The organism is Streptomyces sp. NPDC048496, from assembly GCF_043200055.1.
Taxonomy (GTDB): Bacteria; Actinomycetota; Actinomycetes; order Streptomycetales; family Streptomycetaceae; genus Streptomyces.
The window spans coordinates 24647-39833 of sequence record NZ_JBICXB010000034.1 but is presented as its reverse complement, the minus strand read 5'-3'; the positions used below and the strand labels follow the sequence as shown (position 1 = coordinate 39833).

The following is a 15187-nucleotide window of genomic DNA, read 5'->3' as shown; positions in this document are numbered from 1 at the left end:
CGTTCTTGCTCAACCTCTGATGGAGTAACCGCCGCCCCGCCGGCTACGGCCCGGCCGGCCCGTCTCGCGCAGCCTCTTGGCCGCATACACACGTCCGGCCCCCGATGTGCACATCGGGGGCCGGACGCCAAGGCAATAACCGCTACGGCAGGTTCCTCGCCATGACGATCCGCTGAACCTGGTTCGTGCCTTCATAAATCTGCGTGATCTTGGCGTCGCGCATCATCCGCTCCACCGGGTAGTCCCGCGTGTAGCCGTAGCCGCCGAGCAGCTGGACCGCGTCCGTGGTGATCTCCATCGCGACGTCGGAGGCGAAGCACTTGGCCGCAGCGCCGAAGAAGGTGAGGTCGCTGTCGAGGCGCTCGGACTTGGCGGCGGCGGAGTAGGTGAGCTGGCGGGCCGCCTCCAGCTTCATCGCCATGTCGGCGAGCATGAACTGGACGCCCTGGAAGTCGCCGATCGGCTTGCCGAACTGCTTGCGCTCCTGAACATAGCCCTTGGCGTAGTCGAGGGCGCCCTGCGCGATACCGAGGGCCTGGGCCGCGATCGTGATGCGGGTGTGGTCCAGGGTCTTCATCGCCGTGGCGAAGCCGGTGCCCTCCTCGCCGATCATGCGGTCGGCAGGGATACGGACGTTGTCGAAGTAGACCTCGCGGGTCGGGGAGCCCTTGATGCCGAGCTTCTTCTCCGGGGCGCCGAAGGAGACGCCCTCGTCCGACTTCTCCACGACGAAGGCCGAGATGCCCTTGGAGCGCTTGGTCGGGTCGGTGACGGCCATCACCGTGTAGTACTCGGAGACGCCCGCGTTGGTGATCCAGCGCTTCACGCCGTTGAGGACCCAGAAGTCGCCGTCGCGGACGGCCTTGGTTTTCATGCCGGCGGCGTCGGAGCCCGCGTCGGGCTCGGAGAGGCAGTACGAGAACATCGCGTCGCCCTTGGCGAGCGGGCCGAGGTACTTCTTCTTCAGCGCCTCGGAGCCGGAGAGGATCAGCGGGAGCGAGCCCAGCTTGTTCACGGCCGGGATCAGGGAGGAGGAGGCGCAGACGCGGGCCACCTCCTCGATCACGATCACAGTGGCGAGGGCGTCTGCACCGGCGCCGCCGTACTCCTCGGGGACGTGCACGGCCTGCAGCTCGGAGGCGACCAGGGCGTCCAGCGCCTCCTGCGGGAAGCGGGCCTCCTCGTCGACCGCCGCAGCGAACGGGGCGATCTTCGCCTCGGCGAGCGCACGGACCGTCTCGCGGAGCATGTCGTGCTCCTCAGCCGGACGGTACAGGTCGAAATCGGTGGAACCCGTCAAGACTCTCACTCCCCCAGGGATGCTAACTACCGTTAAGTAACCCAATTTTAGGTGCCTGGCGCACAAAGGCCTATGCGCGCTGCACGTGAGCTTCGCGACAGGGGTCCCCCGAGCCCGTAAAACCCTGCCTTCAGAGGCACGACTATGCTCGTTCACCGCATGTCTGTCCGCATCTCTCAGGAGCACTCCATGGCCCTCAGGATCACTGTGATCGGCACCGGCTACCTCGGCGCCACCCACGCCGCGGCCATGGCGGAACTGGGCTTCGAAGTCCTCGGTCTCGATGTCGTGCCCGAGAAGATCGAGATGCTCAGCAGCGGCCGGGTCCCGATGTACGAGCCAGGACTGGAGGAGTTGCTCCACAAGCACGTCGCGGGCATCGAGGGATCCACCGGGCGGCTGCGGTTCACCACCTCGTGGGAAGAGGTGGCGGACTTCGGCGACGTCCACTTCGTCTGCGTGAACACTCCGCAGAAGCACGGCGAGTACGCCTGCGACATGAGCTACGTCGACAGCGCCTTCGAGTCGCTGGCGCCGCATCTGACCCGGCCCGCCCTGGTCGTCGGGAAGTCGACCGTGCCGGTCGGATCGGCGGCACGGCTCGCGGCGCGGCTGGCGGAGCTGGCGCCGGCGGGCGCGGACGCGGAGCTGGCCTGGAACCCGGAGTTCCTGCGCGAGGGCTTCGCCGTGAAGGACACCCTGCACCCGGACCGGATCGTCGTCGGCGTGGAGAGCGAGCGGGCCGAGAAGCTGCTGCGCGAGGTGTACGCGGTGCCGGTCGCGGAGGGCTCGCCGTTCGTGGTGACGGACTTCCCGACCGCGGAACTGGTGAAGACCTCGGCGAACTCGTTCCTGGCGACCAAGATCTCCTTCATCAACGCGATGGCGGAGGTCTGCGAGGCCGCCGACGGTGATGTGGTGAAGCTGGCCGAGGCGATCGGTCACGACGAGCGGATCGGAGCCAAGTTCCTGCGGGCCGGGATCGGCTTCGGCGGCGGGTGTCTGCCGAAGGACATCCGGGCCTTCATGGCGCGCGCCGGTGAGCTGGGCGCGGACCAGGCGCTGACCTTCCTCCGTGAGGTCGACTCGATCAACATGCGGCGCCGCGGTCACATGGTGGAGCTGGCCCGGGAGGCCGTGGGCGGGGGCTCGTTCCTCGGCAAGCGGGTGGCGGTGCTGGGTGCGACGTTCAAGCCGGACTCGGACGACGTACGCGACTCGCCGGCCCTGAACGTGGCCGGGCAGATCCATCTCCAGGGCGGCCAGGTCACCGTCTACGACCCGAAGGGCATGGACAACGCCCGGCTGCTCTTCCCGACGCTCGGGTATGCCGAGTCGGCGCTGGACGCGGTGCGCGGCGCGGACGTGGTGCTGCACCTGACGGAGTGGCGCGAGTTCCGCGAGCTGGACCTGGCGACGCTGGGGGAGGCCGCCGCGCACCGGATCATTCTGGACGGCCGCAACGCGCTGGACAGCGCGCTGTGGCGCGAGGCGGGCTGGACGTACCGGGCGATGGGGCGCCCGAAGGCCTGACGATCCCGGGCCTTCCTTCCGGAAGACCTCAGCCGCGCTTCGCGCGGTAGGTGCGCATCTTGGCGCGGGCGCCGCACACCGACATGGAGCACCAGCGGCGGCGCCCCGCCGGGCTGCGGTCGTAGTACGCCCACTGGCAGTCTTCGGCCTCGCATGCCTTGAGCCGGGCCCAGGTGCCGTCGGCCGCCGCGGTGGCGATGGCCGCCGCCACACGGGCGGTCAGGCCGGCCGGTTCCGCCGCGGGCCGCAGTGACGCGACGCCCGCCGCGTCCACGGTGACGCGCAGGGGCGCTTCGGCGAGCAGCCGGTCGAGCGGGGGCGCGGCGGCGCCGTCCGGCGGGCGGTGGCCGGCATGGGCGAGGCAGACGGTACGGAGCGCCTCGCGCAGCACGCGCGCGTCCGGGACCTCGGACTCGGCGAGAGAGAGGGTGGCGCGCCCGTCCGCTGTGTCGAGGGTGTCCGCACCGGTCTCGATGTCCAGTGTGTTGACCAGGGCCTCGATCAGCGCGAGTCCACCGGGTGCGGATTCCTTCTCATTCATGGTTGCGACGTTACCTCCAGTGCGGCAGTATGCGGTAACGGTTACCTGTTGAAGCGACGTAGAGGTAACCACACTTCTGCTCGAAGACTGTCCCTGCTCGAAGGAGGAAGTGTCATGGCTGTCGCCACACTGGGCGCTGTCGTTCTGGACTGTCCCGACCCCGTCGCGCTCGCCGGGTTCTACGCCGGGCTGCTCGGCGGAAAGGTCGAGGACGGCGGCGAGGACTGGGTGGAGCTGACCGGCGGAGCGGCCACGCCGCTCGCGTTCCAGGCCGCGCCCGGTTTCGTGCCGCCGCGGTGGCCGCGTCCGGACGGTTCGCAGCAGTTCCACCTGGATCTGACCGTCCCGGATCTGGACGCTGCGGAGAAGGAGGTGCTCGCGCTGGGCGCGACCGTGCTGGACGCGGCGGACCGGGAGCGGACCTTCCGGGTGTACGCGGATCCCGCGGGGCACCCGTTCTGTCTGTGTGCGTGCTGAAGGGGCTGTTCGCGCGCGGACCGAAAGAGTAAGCGGACCGAAAGAGTAAAGAGTGCGGGGCGCCCTCGGGGCGCCCCGCACTTTCGGTTCCGGATGCTCAGCCGGCCTGGGCGTCCAGCTGCTCGATCGTGGCGTGGGACGGGCCGCGTCGCGTCCGCAGGTCGCGGGCGACGGCCTCGGCGTCGCGCAGCACCCGTACCGCGTTCTGCCAGGTGAGCTTGGCGAGATCGGCGCTCGACCAGCCGCGGCCGAACAGCTCCGCGATCAGGTTCGGGTAGCCCGCGACGTCCTGGAGGCCCTCGGGGAGGAAGGCGGTGCCGTCGTAGTCGCCGCCGATGCCGATGTGGTCGATCCCGGCGACCTCGCGCATGTGGTCGAGGTGGTCGGCGATCGTCGCCACGGTGGCCATCGGGCGCGGGTTGGCCGCCTCGAAGGCGGCGTGGATCTTCATGGCCTGCGCGGTGGTGTCGAGGTGGTGCAGGCCGTGGGCGCGCATGTTCTCGTCCGCGGCCCGGGTCCAGGCGACGGCTTCCGGGAGGACGAACTTCGGTACGAAGGTCGCCATGGCGATGCCGCCGTTGGCCGGGAGCTGCGCGAGGACGTCGTCGGGGATGTTGCGCGGGTGGTCGCAGACCGCCCGCGACGAGGAGTGCGAGAAGATCACCGGCGCGGTGGAGGTGGCGAGCGCGTCGCGCATCGTCGTGGCCGCCACATGGGAGAGGTCGACCAGCATGCCGGTGCGGTTCATCTCCCGTACGACCTCATGGCCGAACGGCGAGAGACCGCCGACGCCGGGCTCGTCCGTCGCCGAGTCCGCCCACGCGATGTTGTCGTTGTGGGTGAGCGTCATGTAGCGGACGCCGAGGGCGTGCAGTGCGCGCAGGGTGCCCAGCGAGTTGTTGATGGAGTGACCGCCCTCGGCGCCCATCAGGGAGGCGATCCGGCCCTCGGTGCGGGCCGTCTCCATGTCGTCGGCGGTCAGGGCGCGCCGCAGGTCCGCGGGGTAGCGGTCCAGCAGCTCGGCGACCACGTCGATCTGTTCGAGGGTGGCGCTGACGGCTTCGTCGCCCGCCATGTCGGACCGTACGTAGACGGACCAGAACTGCGCGCCGACGCCACCGGCGCGCAGCCGCCCGATGTCGGTGTGGAGGTGGGCGGACTGGTCGGTGGCGATGTCGCGGGCGTCCAGGTCGTACCCGACCTGTTCGCGAAGTGCCCAGGGCAGATCGTTGTGACCGTCGACGACCGGGTACTCGGCGAGGAGTTCCGCAGCCTGTGCGAGGTGGTCCCCGGAGTGGTCCGTGATCTGATCCGCCATGGTCGCCCGCTTCCGCTCGTTGTCCGCTGTGTCTGCTTGCCGAGGCTACTTGCCGAAGCCGAAGGAGTCGCTGCCCTCGACCTTGCTGCGCAGCCGCTTGCCCTTCTCGGTCGCCTGGTCGTTCAGCTCCTGCTGGAACTCCCGCATGCGGGCCAGCAGCTCGCTGTCGTGGGCGGCGAGGATACGGGCGGCGAGCAGACCCGCGTTGCGCGCACCGCCGACCGACACCGTCGCGACGGGCACACCGGCCGGCATCTGCACGATGGACAGCAGGCTGTCCATGCCGTCCAGGTACTTCAGCGGAACCGGGACGCCGATGACGGGCAGCGGGGTGACCGACGCGAGCATGCCGGGCAGGTGGGCTGCGCCGCCCGCGCCCGCAATGATCGCCTTGAGGCCGCGGTCCGCGGCGTTCTCCCCGTACGCGATCATTTCGTGCGGCATGCGGTGGGCGGAGACGACGTCGACCTCGTACGGGATCTCGAACTCGTCGAGGGCCTTGGCCGCTGCTTCCATGACGGGCCAGTCGGAGTCCGAACCCATGACGATGCCGACGACCGGTGCGGCGGAGGCGGGGGAAGTCATTCGGTGATCGTTCCTCGCAGGTAGTCGGCCGCGTGCCGGGCGCGCTCACGCACGTCCGCCAGGTCGTCGCCGTAGGTGTTGACGTGTCCGACCTTGCGGCCGGGCTTCACGTCCTTGCCGTACATGTGGATCTTGAGCTGCGGGTCGCGGGCCATGCAGTGCAGGTACGCCTGGTACATGTCCGGGTAGTCGCCGCCGAGGACGTTGCACATGACCGTCCAGGTGGCGCGCGGGCGCGGGTCGCCGAGCGGCAGGTCGAGAACGGCCCGGACGTGGTTGGCGAACTGGGAGGTGATCGCGCCGTCCTGGGTCCAGTGCCCGGAGTTGTGGGGGCGCATCGCGAGCTCGTTGACGAGTATGCCGGGAGTCCCGTCGTCCTTGCGGGTCTCGAAGAGTTCGACGGCGAGGTGGCCGACGACACCGAGCTCGGCGGCGATCCGCAGGGCCAGCTGCTGGGCCTCGCCGGCGAGCTGCTCGCTCAGCTCGGGGGCCGGGGCGATGACCGTATCGCAGACGCCGTCGACCTGGATGGACTCGACCACCGGGTAGGCGACTGCCTGGCCGTGGGGCGAGCGGACAATATTGGCCGCCAGCTCCCGTACGAAGTCGACCTTCTCCTCGGCGAGGACCGGGACACCCGCCCGGAACGGGTCGGCCGCGTCCGCCTCGGAGCGGACCACCCAGACGCCCTTGCCGTCGTAGCCGCCGCGGACCGTCTTCAGAATGACGGGGAAGCCACCGACCTCGGCCGCGAACGCCGCGGCGTCCGCCGGGTCCGTCACGATGCGGTGGCGGGGGCAGGGCGCGCCGATCTCGCTGAGCTTCGCGCGCATCACCCCCTTGTCCTGGGCGTGCATCAGCGCGTCGCGGCCGGGGCGTACCCGAATGCCGTCTGCCTCCAGGGCCTGCAGATGCTCGGTCGGGACGTGCTCGTGATCGAAGGTGATCACGTCACAACCCCGTGCGAAGGCGCGCAGCGTGTCCAGGTCGCGATAGTCGCCGATGACGACTTCGCTCACCACCTGGGCCGCCGAGTCCTGAGGGGTGTCGCTGAGGAGCTTGAATTTGATGCCGAGGGGGATGCCCGCCTCGTGGGTCATACGGGCGAGCTGACCGCCGCCGACCATGCCGACTACCGGGAACGTCACGCCTCCAGGGTATCGGGCGTCCCCGGGACCGCCGGACGATGCCCCTGGGGGCGGCGGCCGAAGGCTCCGTGTCACAGGCTCGCCACGCCTCGATGGATGCTCACAGGAATCTCATAGGAGGCCTGGATAGCATGACCAGGTTGACCGAATCCACGGACGGGGCTGAGCCATCACCATGAACGAACGGGGCGTACTACGGACCCGGCTGGATGCGCTGGCCCGGGAGGTCGCCAAGTTCGGCATGGTCGGTGCGATGGGCCTGCTGGTCAACGTGGCGGTGTCCAACCTGCTGTGGCACACCACGAACCTTCAAGTGGTCCGGGCCAGTCTGCTGGCCACGTTCGTCGCCATCCTCTTCAACTACGTGGGTTTCCGCTACTGGACGTACCGGGACCGTGACAAGACCGGGCGGACCCGGGAACTGACGCTGTTCCTGCTGTTCAGCGTGGTGGGTGCGGCGATCGAGAACGGTGTGCTGTACACGGCGACGTACGGGTTCGGGTGGAACGGCCCGGTCCAGAGCAACGTCTTCAAGATCCTGGGAATCGGGATGGCGACGCTGTTCCGGTTCTGGTCCTACCGGAGCTGGGTGTTCAAGGCGCTGCCTGCCAAAGACGGCGTAGGCGTGGTGGCACAGGGGCGCGGGGCCGCGGAGCGGGTGGCGGCAGAGTCGGCGGAGCCCGTACGGCGTTGAGGCAGCGGGGGCGTCCGATTGCCGCTTCGCCCTCGGTCTCCCCTCGGCGGGCTCGATTCAGCGGACCGGTCGTTCCGGTTCCTCGCGGCTGCGGGCCACCCGGCTCAGGAACAGGGCGAAGACCGCCGGTTGCTGCTGGAGCAGTTCCAGGCGACCGCCGTCCGCCTCGGCCAGGTCGCGGGCGACCGCGAGGCCGATTCCCGTCGAGTTGCGGCCGCTGATCGTCCTCTCGAAGATCCTGGCGCCCAGATCGGGCGGGACGCCGGGGCCCTCGTCCGTCACCTCGATGACCGCCTGGTTGCCGGTGACCCGGGTGCGCAGGGCCACCGTGCCGCCGCCGTGCATCAGTGAGTTCTCGATCAGTGCGGCCAGCACCTGGGCGACCGCGCCCGGCGTGCCGACGGCCCGCAGGCCCTGTTTGCCGGAGCGGACGATGGCGCGGCCCTCGCCGCGGTAGGCGGGGCGCCACTCCTCGATCTGCTGCTTGACGACCTCGTCGAGGTCGAAGACGACCGCCGAGCCGGTGCGCGGGTCGCGGGCGTTGGTCAGCAGCCGCTCCACCACGTCGGTGAGGCGCTCGACCTGAGTGAGGGCGAAGTTCGCCTCCTCCTTCACCGTGTCCGGGTCGTCGGTGACGGAGATCTCCTCGATCCGCATGGAGAGCGCGGTCAGCGGCGTGCGGAGCTGGTGGGAGGCATCGGCTGCGAGCCGGCGTTCCGCGGTCAGCATCCGGGCGATCCGTTCGGCGGAGGAGTCGAGGACGTCCGCGACCCGGTCCAGCTCCGGCACCCCGTACCGCTTGTGGCGCGGCCGCGGGTCACCGGAGCCCAGGCGTTCCGCGGTCTCGGCGAGATCGGTGAGCGGCGAGGTCAGTTTGTTGGCCTGGCGTACGGCGAGGAGCACCGCGGAGACGATCGCGAGCAGCGCCACCGCGCCGATGATCAGGAGCGTGCGCCCGACCTCGCCGGTGACGGCGGAGCTGGACTCCTCGACGGTGACCTTCTCGCCCTGCTCCCCCTTCGCCGTGCTTCTGATCACACTGCCGGTGGGACGCGTGCCCACTGTGATGGGGGTGCGGCCGGGGATCTCGACCAGGGCGTACCGGTTGTGGGCGACCTGTTGGGCCAGCACCCCGGGGTTGATCCGTTCCGCCCCGAGGAGCCGGCTCTCGACCACGCTGATCAGCCGCAGCGCCTCGGAGTCGACACTCTCCTGGGCGCTGTGGCTGATGGTGCGGGTCTCGACGATGACGAGGGAGACGCCGAAGACGGCGATCACCACGAGCACCACGGCGAGCGTGGAGTTGATCAGTCGGCGGCGCATGACTGTTTCTGTACGTCAGCTCTTCTCGAACCGGAAGCCGACGCCCCGGACGGTCGCGATGTAGCGAGGGTTGGCCGCGTCGTCGCCGAGCTTCTTGCGGAGCCAGGAGATGTGCATGTCGAGCGTCTTCGTGGACGACCACCAGGTGGTGTCCCAGACCTCGCGCATCAACTGGTCGCGGGTGACGACCCGGCCGGCGTCGCGGACCAGGACCCGCAGCAGGTCGAACTCCTTCGCGGTGAGCTGGAGCTCCTCGTCTCCCATCCAGGCCCGGTGCGATTCGACGTCGATCCGCACCCCGTGCGTGGCGGGCTGCGGGGCCTGGTCGGTGGCACCGCGCCGGAGCAGCGCCCGGACCCGGGCGAGGAGTTCGGCCAGGCGGAACGGCTTGGTGACGTAGTCGTCGGCTCCGGCGTCCAGGCCGACGACGGTGTCCACCTCGTCGGCGCGGGCGGTGAGCACGAGGATCGGCGCGGCGTGGCCCTCGGCGCGGAGCCGTCGGGCTACTTCGAGGCCGTCCATCCCGGGCAGGCCCAGGTCGAGCACGACCAGGTCGATGTCGCCCCGGAGGCCGGCGTCGAGAGCGGTCGGACCGTCTTCGCGGACCTCGACCTCGTAACCCTCCCGACGCAGGGCGCGGGCCAGCGGCTCCGAGATGGAAGCGTCGTCCTCGGCGAGCAGTACACGGGTCATGGAGTGATGGTAGTCCGCATGGGGCGGCCACCGGGAGGTGATCCACAAGGCCTGTAGGTCTGCGTCCCAATTCGGAGGGCCGCCTTGGAATACGCGATTTGGTTGCACCAGAACCTGTGATCCATGTCTCAAGTCCTTTCATATCGGCCACCGTGGTGTCGTATGGTGACTCGACGCCTGTTGCACTACTCAAAGACCTTTGGGCAGCTTTAAGCGCCAAGGGTCTCTTTTGTGCACGGGCTGGTAACTGCCAGCCCTGACTTCAGTGAATGACCTGTGGCCGGGCCCGGAGCGCAAGGATGTGCGCCGGGCGTGGATCCCGATGCAGCTGGTCCCCCGACTCCGGTACCCGCTCCGCACAGCGTGCGGAGTCCGGAGCGAATCCCTTCTCAGGCGTGAGGGGTGGGGCGTTTGCCGCGTCGGTGCCGGCCTCCCCCCACCGGGCGCGTCACGCTCACGAGGCGTCGCGTCCCGAGCAAGCAAGGATCGACCATGGCGTCCAGCCTGACGAAGGACTCCGCCGGCACGGCTGGCTCCGAGAAGACCTTCTTCGGCCACCCCCGCGGCCTGGCCACTCTCTTCATGACCGAGATGTGGGAGCGCTTCAGCTACTACGGCATGAGGGCCCTGCTTCCCCTCTACCTGATAGCTCCCAACGGGCTTCACATGAACCCCGCCACGGCCACGGCGATCTACTCGGTCTACGTGTCGCTGGTGTACCTGCTCGCGATGCCCGGCGGCTGGTTCGGCGACCGTGTCTGGGGCCCCCGCAAGACGGTCGCCGTCGCCGGCACGGTCATCATGATCGGCCACCTGGCGCTGGCGCTGCCCACGCAGGGCACCTTCTTCGCCGGTCTCGGACTCGTCGCCCTCGGCTCCGGTCTGCTGAAGTCCAACATCTCCACGATGGTCGGCCACCTCTACGACGGACCGGACGACCCGCGCCGCGACGGTGGCTTCACGGTCTTCTACATGGGCATCAACGTGGGCGCCTTCGCCGCCCCGCTGGTCATCGGCACCATCGGTGAGAACGTCAACTGGCACCTGGGCTTCGCGCTCGCCGCGGTCGGCATGGGGCTGGGCCTCACCCAGTACCTGCTCGGCACCCGCCACCTGAACGAGCGCAGCCTCGTCGTCCCGAAGCCGCTGTCGGCCGCCGAGCGCGCCGGCACGCTGCGGAAGGGCATGATCTGGCTGGCCATCGCGGCCGTCTTCTACATCGTGACGGTCGTCACCGGCGTCTACACGCTCAACTGGATCCTGGTCCCGATCACCATCGCGGGTCTGGTCATTCCGGTGACGGTCCTGACGCGCATCAAGCGCGACAAGGAGCTCAGCGCCGCCGAGCAGTCGAAGATGTCCGGCTACATCTGGTTCTTCGTCGCCGCCGCCATGTTCTGGATGATCTACGACCAGGGCGGTTCGACCCTGGCGATCTTCGCCGACAACTCGGCCGACAACAGCGTCCTCGGGTGGGACTTCCCGGTCTCCTGGTACCAGTCGGTCAACCCGGTCCTGATCATGGCGCTGGCCCCGGTCTTCGCCGCCTTCTGGCTGGCGCTGAACCGGCGTGGCAAGGAGCCGAGCACGATCGTGAAGTTCAGCTCCGGTCTGGTGCTGGTCGGTGCGTCGTTCTTCCTCTTCCTGATGCCGCTGACGATCGCCACGGACGGTCACAAGGCCGCCGCGATGTGGCTGGTCGCGATCTACTTCGTGCAGACCATCGCCGAACTGACGCTGTCCCCGGTCGGTCTCTCCGTCACCACGAAGATGGCTCCGGCCAAGTACGCGAGCCAGATGATGGGTGTCTGGTTCCTGGCCGTCACCGCCGGTGACTGCACCACGGGTCTGCTCTCCATCGCGGGTGTCGAGCTGAACGGCACCGGTATCGTCGCTCTGCAGGCCGCCCTCGCGGCGGCCGCGGGTGTCGCGATCTTCATGTACCGCAACAAGGTCAAGCAGCTCATGGGCGACGTGCGCTGAGGCACTGAAGCGCTGAAGCACTGAAGGGCCGCCGCACCGGATCATCGGTGCGGCGGCCCTTCGTGCTTCCGGCGGCTCAGCTCACCGGGTGCCGCGCAGCCTGCGCCACGGGGTGAACGTGAACACGGCGCCGCCCAGCAGGATCGCCGTACCAGCGACCAGGCCGAGTGCGCGCAGGGTGCCGTTGTCCTCGGCCCCGGTCTCGGCCAGTCCGCCTCCGGAGTCCGTACCGCCGCCGGTCGTGGCGCCGCCCGTGTCCGAGCCGCCCACGGCCCCGCCGGGCTGGGACGAGGTGTCCAGCTCCAGGGAGACCGCGACACCGGCGGGCGGGGTGCAGGTCGTCGTCGTGCCGAGCGCCTTCACGGTCAGCACGCCCGGGCTGAGGGTGGACCTACCGCTCGCGCCCGGCTTGTACGTACCCGTGAGATCGGGGATCCCGATGGGTTTGCCGGACTTGATGGGCTCCTTGTTGGTGCGGCCCTCGACATGGACCGTGCCCTTGTCGGCTCCGCCGAGCTCGACCTCCATGGAGGGCTTCACCGAATCGGCCGGGATGTCGGCGGGGCTGTTCATGACCGACGTGCTGAACTTCACCGTGAGGTCGAAGCTGCCGCCGTTCTTCTTCGCGTCGATCTTCACCGGGGAGGTGGCGTTCTTGTCACCGATCGGGGTCTTGCAGGCGTACGCGACAGACACCTCCTTGCCCTCGAAGTCGGTCTGACCACCGCCGCCGCCCGACCCGGCGGTGGTGCCGCCGGAGTCAGGACCTCCGGTGCCCGTACCGCCGGCCGTCGTGCCCGCCGTCGTCCCCCCTGCCGCCGTCGTGCCGCCCGCCGTGGTGGAGCCGGTGGTCGAGCCACCCGCTGTCGTGCCGGTGGTCGTACCCCCCGCCGTCGTACCGCCGCCGTCCCTGACCTTGATCGTCGCGCCCGGCTGAACGGTCTCCTTCGGGGAGCACTTGGTGTCGGTGGAGACCGGCTTCGACACGTTGATGTTGTACGCGCCCGGCGTCAGCGTGATCTCACCGGCCTTCTCCAGCTTCAGCGTGCCCTTCATGTCGGGCAGCATCATGGCGCTGTTCCTGGGGATCGGCGGGTTCTGCCGTGGCCCTTCCATCCGCAGCGTTCCCGTGGCCGCACCGCCGACCTCGATGGTGCCGGTCGGCTTGACCGTGTCCTTCTCCAGGTCCAGGACGTCGGGGTTCCTGGAAGCGGCCTGGACCGTCTTCCACACCACCTCGACGCTGTCCCCGACCTTTGCCTCGGCGGGTGCGGTCAACCGCACCTCGGTCGTGCCCTGCACAGGAGGCAGTCCGGAGATGGACGGCGGTATGCACTCCGTCCTGTATGACACGTCGGCAGCCAGGGCTGGGCTCGCGGCCAGCAGGATCCCCGCGCCGCCGAGCATCAGCGCGACTCCGGCCGCGCTCATCCTCCGTTGCGTGCTCACGAATGTCCCTTCGTCGTGGGTCTGTTCTCCGACGGTGCGGAATCCGGTGTGAACCACGGCAGCGCGGCCGTGGTGGTCGCGCCCGGGGCGGGTCCTGTCGCGGACGCTGTCGAGGGGGTCGCCGGGGTCCGCGGTCCCCGGCGCAGCCTCGGGAGCTTCGCCGTCCTGTCGGCCGGCAGCGGATGGCGATGACGACCGGCGCGGGCCGGGGTGTACGCGGCGCGGGGCCGCACCTTGTCGACGATCGCCATGCCGATACGGAACACCGCGGCCGGTACGACGACGCAGAGCAGGATCCAGAAGAGCGTGACGCCCCAGGGGCGGCCCACCCCCCACGGCTGTTCGGCCAGTGTCTTCGTCCCGTACCGCAGGGAGATCCGGTAGTCGCCGTGGGCGCCCGCCGTCAGTTCGACCGGCAGTCCGATCTGTGCCTTGCGGCCGGGCGCGATGGTGCCGCGCCACTGCCGCTCCTCCCACTGCGGGGCGAAGACGCCGTGCGCGGTGCCGACCCGGAAGACCGGGTCCTTGACCGGCGCCGAGCCGAGGTTGCCCACGGTGAAGACGAGTTGCCGGGAGGGCGGGGCGCCGAACCAGGTGAGGATTCCGCTGTCGCCCTCCAGCCGGGTGGTGGCGAGCACCGCGAGCTTTCCGCCGTCCGTCTGTTCCGGCAGTGGGGCGACGGGATGTCCGGCGACGACGAACCGGGCGTCGGCGGCTGCTTGTTCCCCGGTGACCGTCGCGACATGCACCACGCAGGGGCACGGCTTGGGCGGTTCGGAGACCGGCATCTTCTTGCTGAAGGCGCCCTTGGCGTCGGTGGTGACGGCGCGTCCATCGGCGTTGGCGCAGGAGTTGGTGCCGCCGATGACGCCCGTGCCGGGCGCGGACTGTCCGCAGATCAGCATCATCAGCAGGGTGTCCGGCCGCCATCCGGTGCCCTTGACGGTCATGTCGCTGCCCTTGCCCGCCTGCTGCTCGGAGAGGGTGACCGCGGGCTTTCCGTCCGCCGCACGGGCGCCGGGCGCGGGCAGGAGCAGCAGGGCGGGCAGCAGCGCGACGAGGAGCGCGGCGGCCCACCGGTGGCTGCCGCGCCGGAGGGACGCCGGTCCGGTCTGTCGTCTCACGATTGCGCTCCCGCCTTCACCAAGTGCCTTCTCTCTGCCGTGGTCCGAGCCGCGTCGCCATGGTCCGGGCCGTCGTCGCCCGGTGGCCGGCGGTGGCTGCGCCGGAGCCGGTACGCGTACACGCCTGCGGCGGCCGCGGCCAGGACCAGCAGGGCGCCGCCGGTCACCGGTGCCCAGGGGACGAAGACCGCCGGGGCGGTTGCCTCGCTGTGCGCTCCGCCGGCGGCGGTGACGCGGAGCCGGACGGTGGCGGAATCGAAGGCGGGGGCGTCCCGCCACGGTTCGGTGAGTTTCACCCGCTGTCCGGGCAGCAGGTCCACCGGCAGGTTCCGTGCCTCGCGCCGCAGCAGGGTGCCGAAGACCCCGTCCGCGCTGACGGCGAGGCGTGGGGCGAGGGCCGCGTTGCCCCGGTTGACCAGGGTGTAGTGGATGGTCCGCCCGGACACGCCGACGTCCTCGACGGTCAGCGCGGTCAGCGTGGGCCCGCCGACCCGCAGATGAACGCGTACGCCCACCGAGCGCCCGGAGCTCTCGGCGACGATCGCTCCCGGGTGGTCGCCCGGCAATGCACCGGCTGGGACGGTGACGGAGAACGGAACTTCGGCGCGGGTACGGGCGGGCACGGTCACCCGGTCCGCGGCGAGCCGCAGCCAGGCGCCGGTCCCGGTGGAGTCCTTCGTTCCGCGTACGGCGAAGTCACCACCCTCGGCGTTGTACGCATCCGCCCCGCGCAGTCGCACCGTGACCGGGGCGGTGCCCGGGTTGGTGACGGAGAGCCGGTCCTGCAGCACCGTGCCGGGCAGCCCCTCCAGATAGAAGTACGGTCTGCCGCCGTCCTCGCCGCTCCGGGTCCCACCGCCCGCCGCGGGCCGCGCCGTCCAGTCCGCGCCGCTCACCCCGGCGGCGGTCGCCGGGGTCGCGAAAAAGGCGCAGGCGAAAGCGCACAGCAGGGCGGCGAGAACGGCTCGGGCGGAGTGACCGGTCAACGGTGGCATCGGGGCGGGCTCCCTGCTGCGTAC

The 15187-nt window shown here is 70.0% G+C and carries 14 protein-coding genes; 4 read left to right on the top strand and 10 right to left on the bottom strand.

The window, feature by feature from the left end; translation table 11 throughout:
- Positions 1-142 precede the first annotated feature (142 nt).
- The gene (locus tag ACGFSA_RS25580; RefSeq protein WP_366692006.1) at positions 143-1300 is read right to left on the bottom strand and encodes an acyl-CoA dehydrogenase; all 1158 of its coding nucleotides are present in this window, start codon (positions 1298-1300) and stop codon (positions 143-145) included.
- Positions 1301-1489: 189 nt separating this feature from the next.
- Between ACGFSA_RS25580 and ACGFSA_RS25575 the strand changes: the two genes are divergently transcribed.
- Positions 1490-2833, top strand: coding sequence for a UDP-glucose dehydrogenase family protein (locus ACGFSA_RS25575; protein ID WP_393307947.1), 1344 nt, complete (start codon positions 1490-1492; stop codon positions 2831-2833).
- 28 nt (positions 2834-2861) lie between these two features.
- On the opposite strand, the gene ACGFSA_RS25570 is transcribed toward ACGFSA_RS25575, so the two are convergent.
- The gene (locus tag ACGFSA_RS25570) at positions 2862-3374 is read right to left on the bottom strand and encodes a CGNR zinc finger domain-containing protein (RefSeq protein ID WP_393307945.1); all 513 of its coding nucleotides are present in this window, start codon (positions 3372-3374) and stop codon (positions 2862-2864) included.
- A 114-nt stretch (positions 3375-3488) separates the two neighbouring features.
- Between ACGFSA_RS25570 and ACGFSA_RS25565 the strand changes: the two genes are divergently transcribed.
- A complete protein-coding gene (locus tag ACGFSA_RS25565) occupies positions 3489-3851 on the top strand; it encodes a VOC family protein (protein ID WP_393307943.1) in 363 nt (120 codons plus the stop codon).
- A 97-nt stretch (positions 3852-3948) separates the two neighbouring features.
- Here the strand turns inward: ACGFSA_RS25565 and ACGFSA_RS25560 are convergent, their stop codons facing one another.
- From ACGFSA_RS25560 to ACGFSA_RS25550, 3 genes are read right to left on the bottom strand one after another with little or no spacing between them, the layout of a single operon-like run.
- Positions 3949-5169, bottom strand: coding sequence for a dipeptidase (locus ACGFSA_RS25560; RefSeq protein WP_393307941.1), 1221 nt, complete (start codon positions 5167-5169; stop codon positions 3949-3951).
- Positions 5170-5214: 45 nt separating this feature from the next.
- Positions 5215-5754, bottom strand: a complete 540-nt coding sequence (gene purE / locus ACGFSA_RS25555; protein ID WP_266984915.1) for a 5-(carboxyamino)imidazole ribonucleotide mutase — start codon at positions 5752-5754, stop codon at positions 5215-5217.
- Entirely contained in the window at positions 5751-6902 is a 1152-nt protein-coding gene (locus tag ACGFSA_RS25550) for a 5-(carboxyamino)imidazole ribonucleotide synthase (protein WP_393307939.1), read from the bottom strand. Before ACGFSA_RS25550 ends, purE begins: the two co-directional genes overlap by 4 nt.
- Positions 6903-7077: 175 nt before the next feature.
- On the opposite strand from ACGFSA_RS25550, the gene ACGFSA_RS25545 reads away from it, so the two are divergent.
- Complete coding sequence (locus ACGFSA_RS25545) at positions 7078-7596, top strand: GtrA family protein (protein ID WP_393307937.1); 519 nt, start codon at positions 7078-7080, stop codon at positions 7594-7596.
- 57 nt (positions 7597-7653) lie between these two features.
- Here ACGFSA_RS25545 and ACGFSA_RS25540 read toward each other — a convergent pair whose 3' ends face one another.
- Both ACGFSA_RS25540 and ACGFSA_RS25535 read right to left on the bottom strand, forming a co-directional pair.
- Complete coding sequence (locus ACGFSA_RS25540) at positions 7654-8919, bottom strand: ATP-binding protein (protein ID WP_393307935.1); 1266 nt, start codon at positions 8917-8919, stop codon at positions 7654-7656.
- A 15-nt stretch (positions 8920-8934) separates the two neighbouring features.
- On the bottom strand, positions 8935-9612 hold the full coding sequence (locus ACGFSA_RS25535) for a response regulator transcription factor (RefSeq protein ID WP_393307933.1): 678 nt from the start codon (positions 9610-9612) through the stop codon (positions 8935-8937).
- Positions 9613-10104: 492 nt separating this feature from the next.
- Here ACGFSA_RS25535 and ACGFSA_RS25530 point away from each other — a divergent pair, with 492 nt between their 5' ends.
- On the top strand, positions 10105-11595 hold the full coding sequence (locus ACGFSA_RS25530) for an oligopeptide:H+ symporter (RefSeq protein ID WP_393307931.1): 1491 nt from the start codon (positions 10105-10107) through the stop codon (positions 11593-11595).
- An 81-nt stretch (positions 11596-11676) separates the two neighbouring features.
- Here ACGFSA_RS25530 and ACGFSA_RS25525 read toward each other — a convergent pair whose 3' ends face one another.
- Genes ACGFSA_RS25525 through ACGFSA_RS25515 form a run of 3 tightly spaced genes read right to left on the bottom strand, consistent with a single transcriptional unit; the run spans position 11677 to position 15163 of the window.
- Positions 11677-13026: a hypothetical protein gene (locus ACGFSA_RS25525; RefSeq protein ID WP_393307929.1), complete on the bottom strand. Its 1350-nt coding sequence runs from the start codon at positions 13024-13026 to the stop codon at positions 11677-11679.
- A gap of 14 nt (positions 13027-13040) precedes the next feature.
- Entirely contained in the window at positions 13041-14168 is a 1128-nt protein-coding gene (locus ACGFSA_RS25520) for a hypothetical protein (RefSeq protein ID WP_393307927.1), read from the bottom strand.
- Positions 14165-15163: a hypothetical protein gene (locus ACGFSA_RS25515; protein ID WP_393307925.1), complete on the bottom strand. Its 999-nt coding sequence runs from the start codon at positions 15161-15163 to the stop codon at positions 14165-14167. Before ACGFSA_RS25515 ends, ACGFSA_RS25520 begins: the two co-directional genes overlap by 4 nt.
- Positions 15164-15187 lie beyond the last annotated feature (24 nt).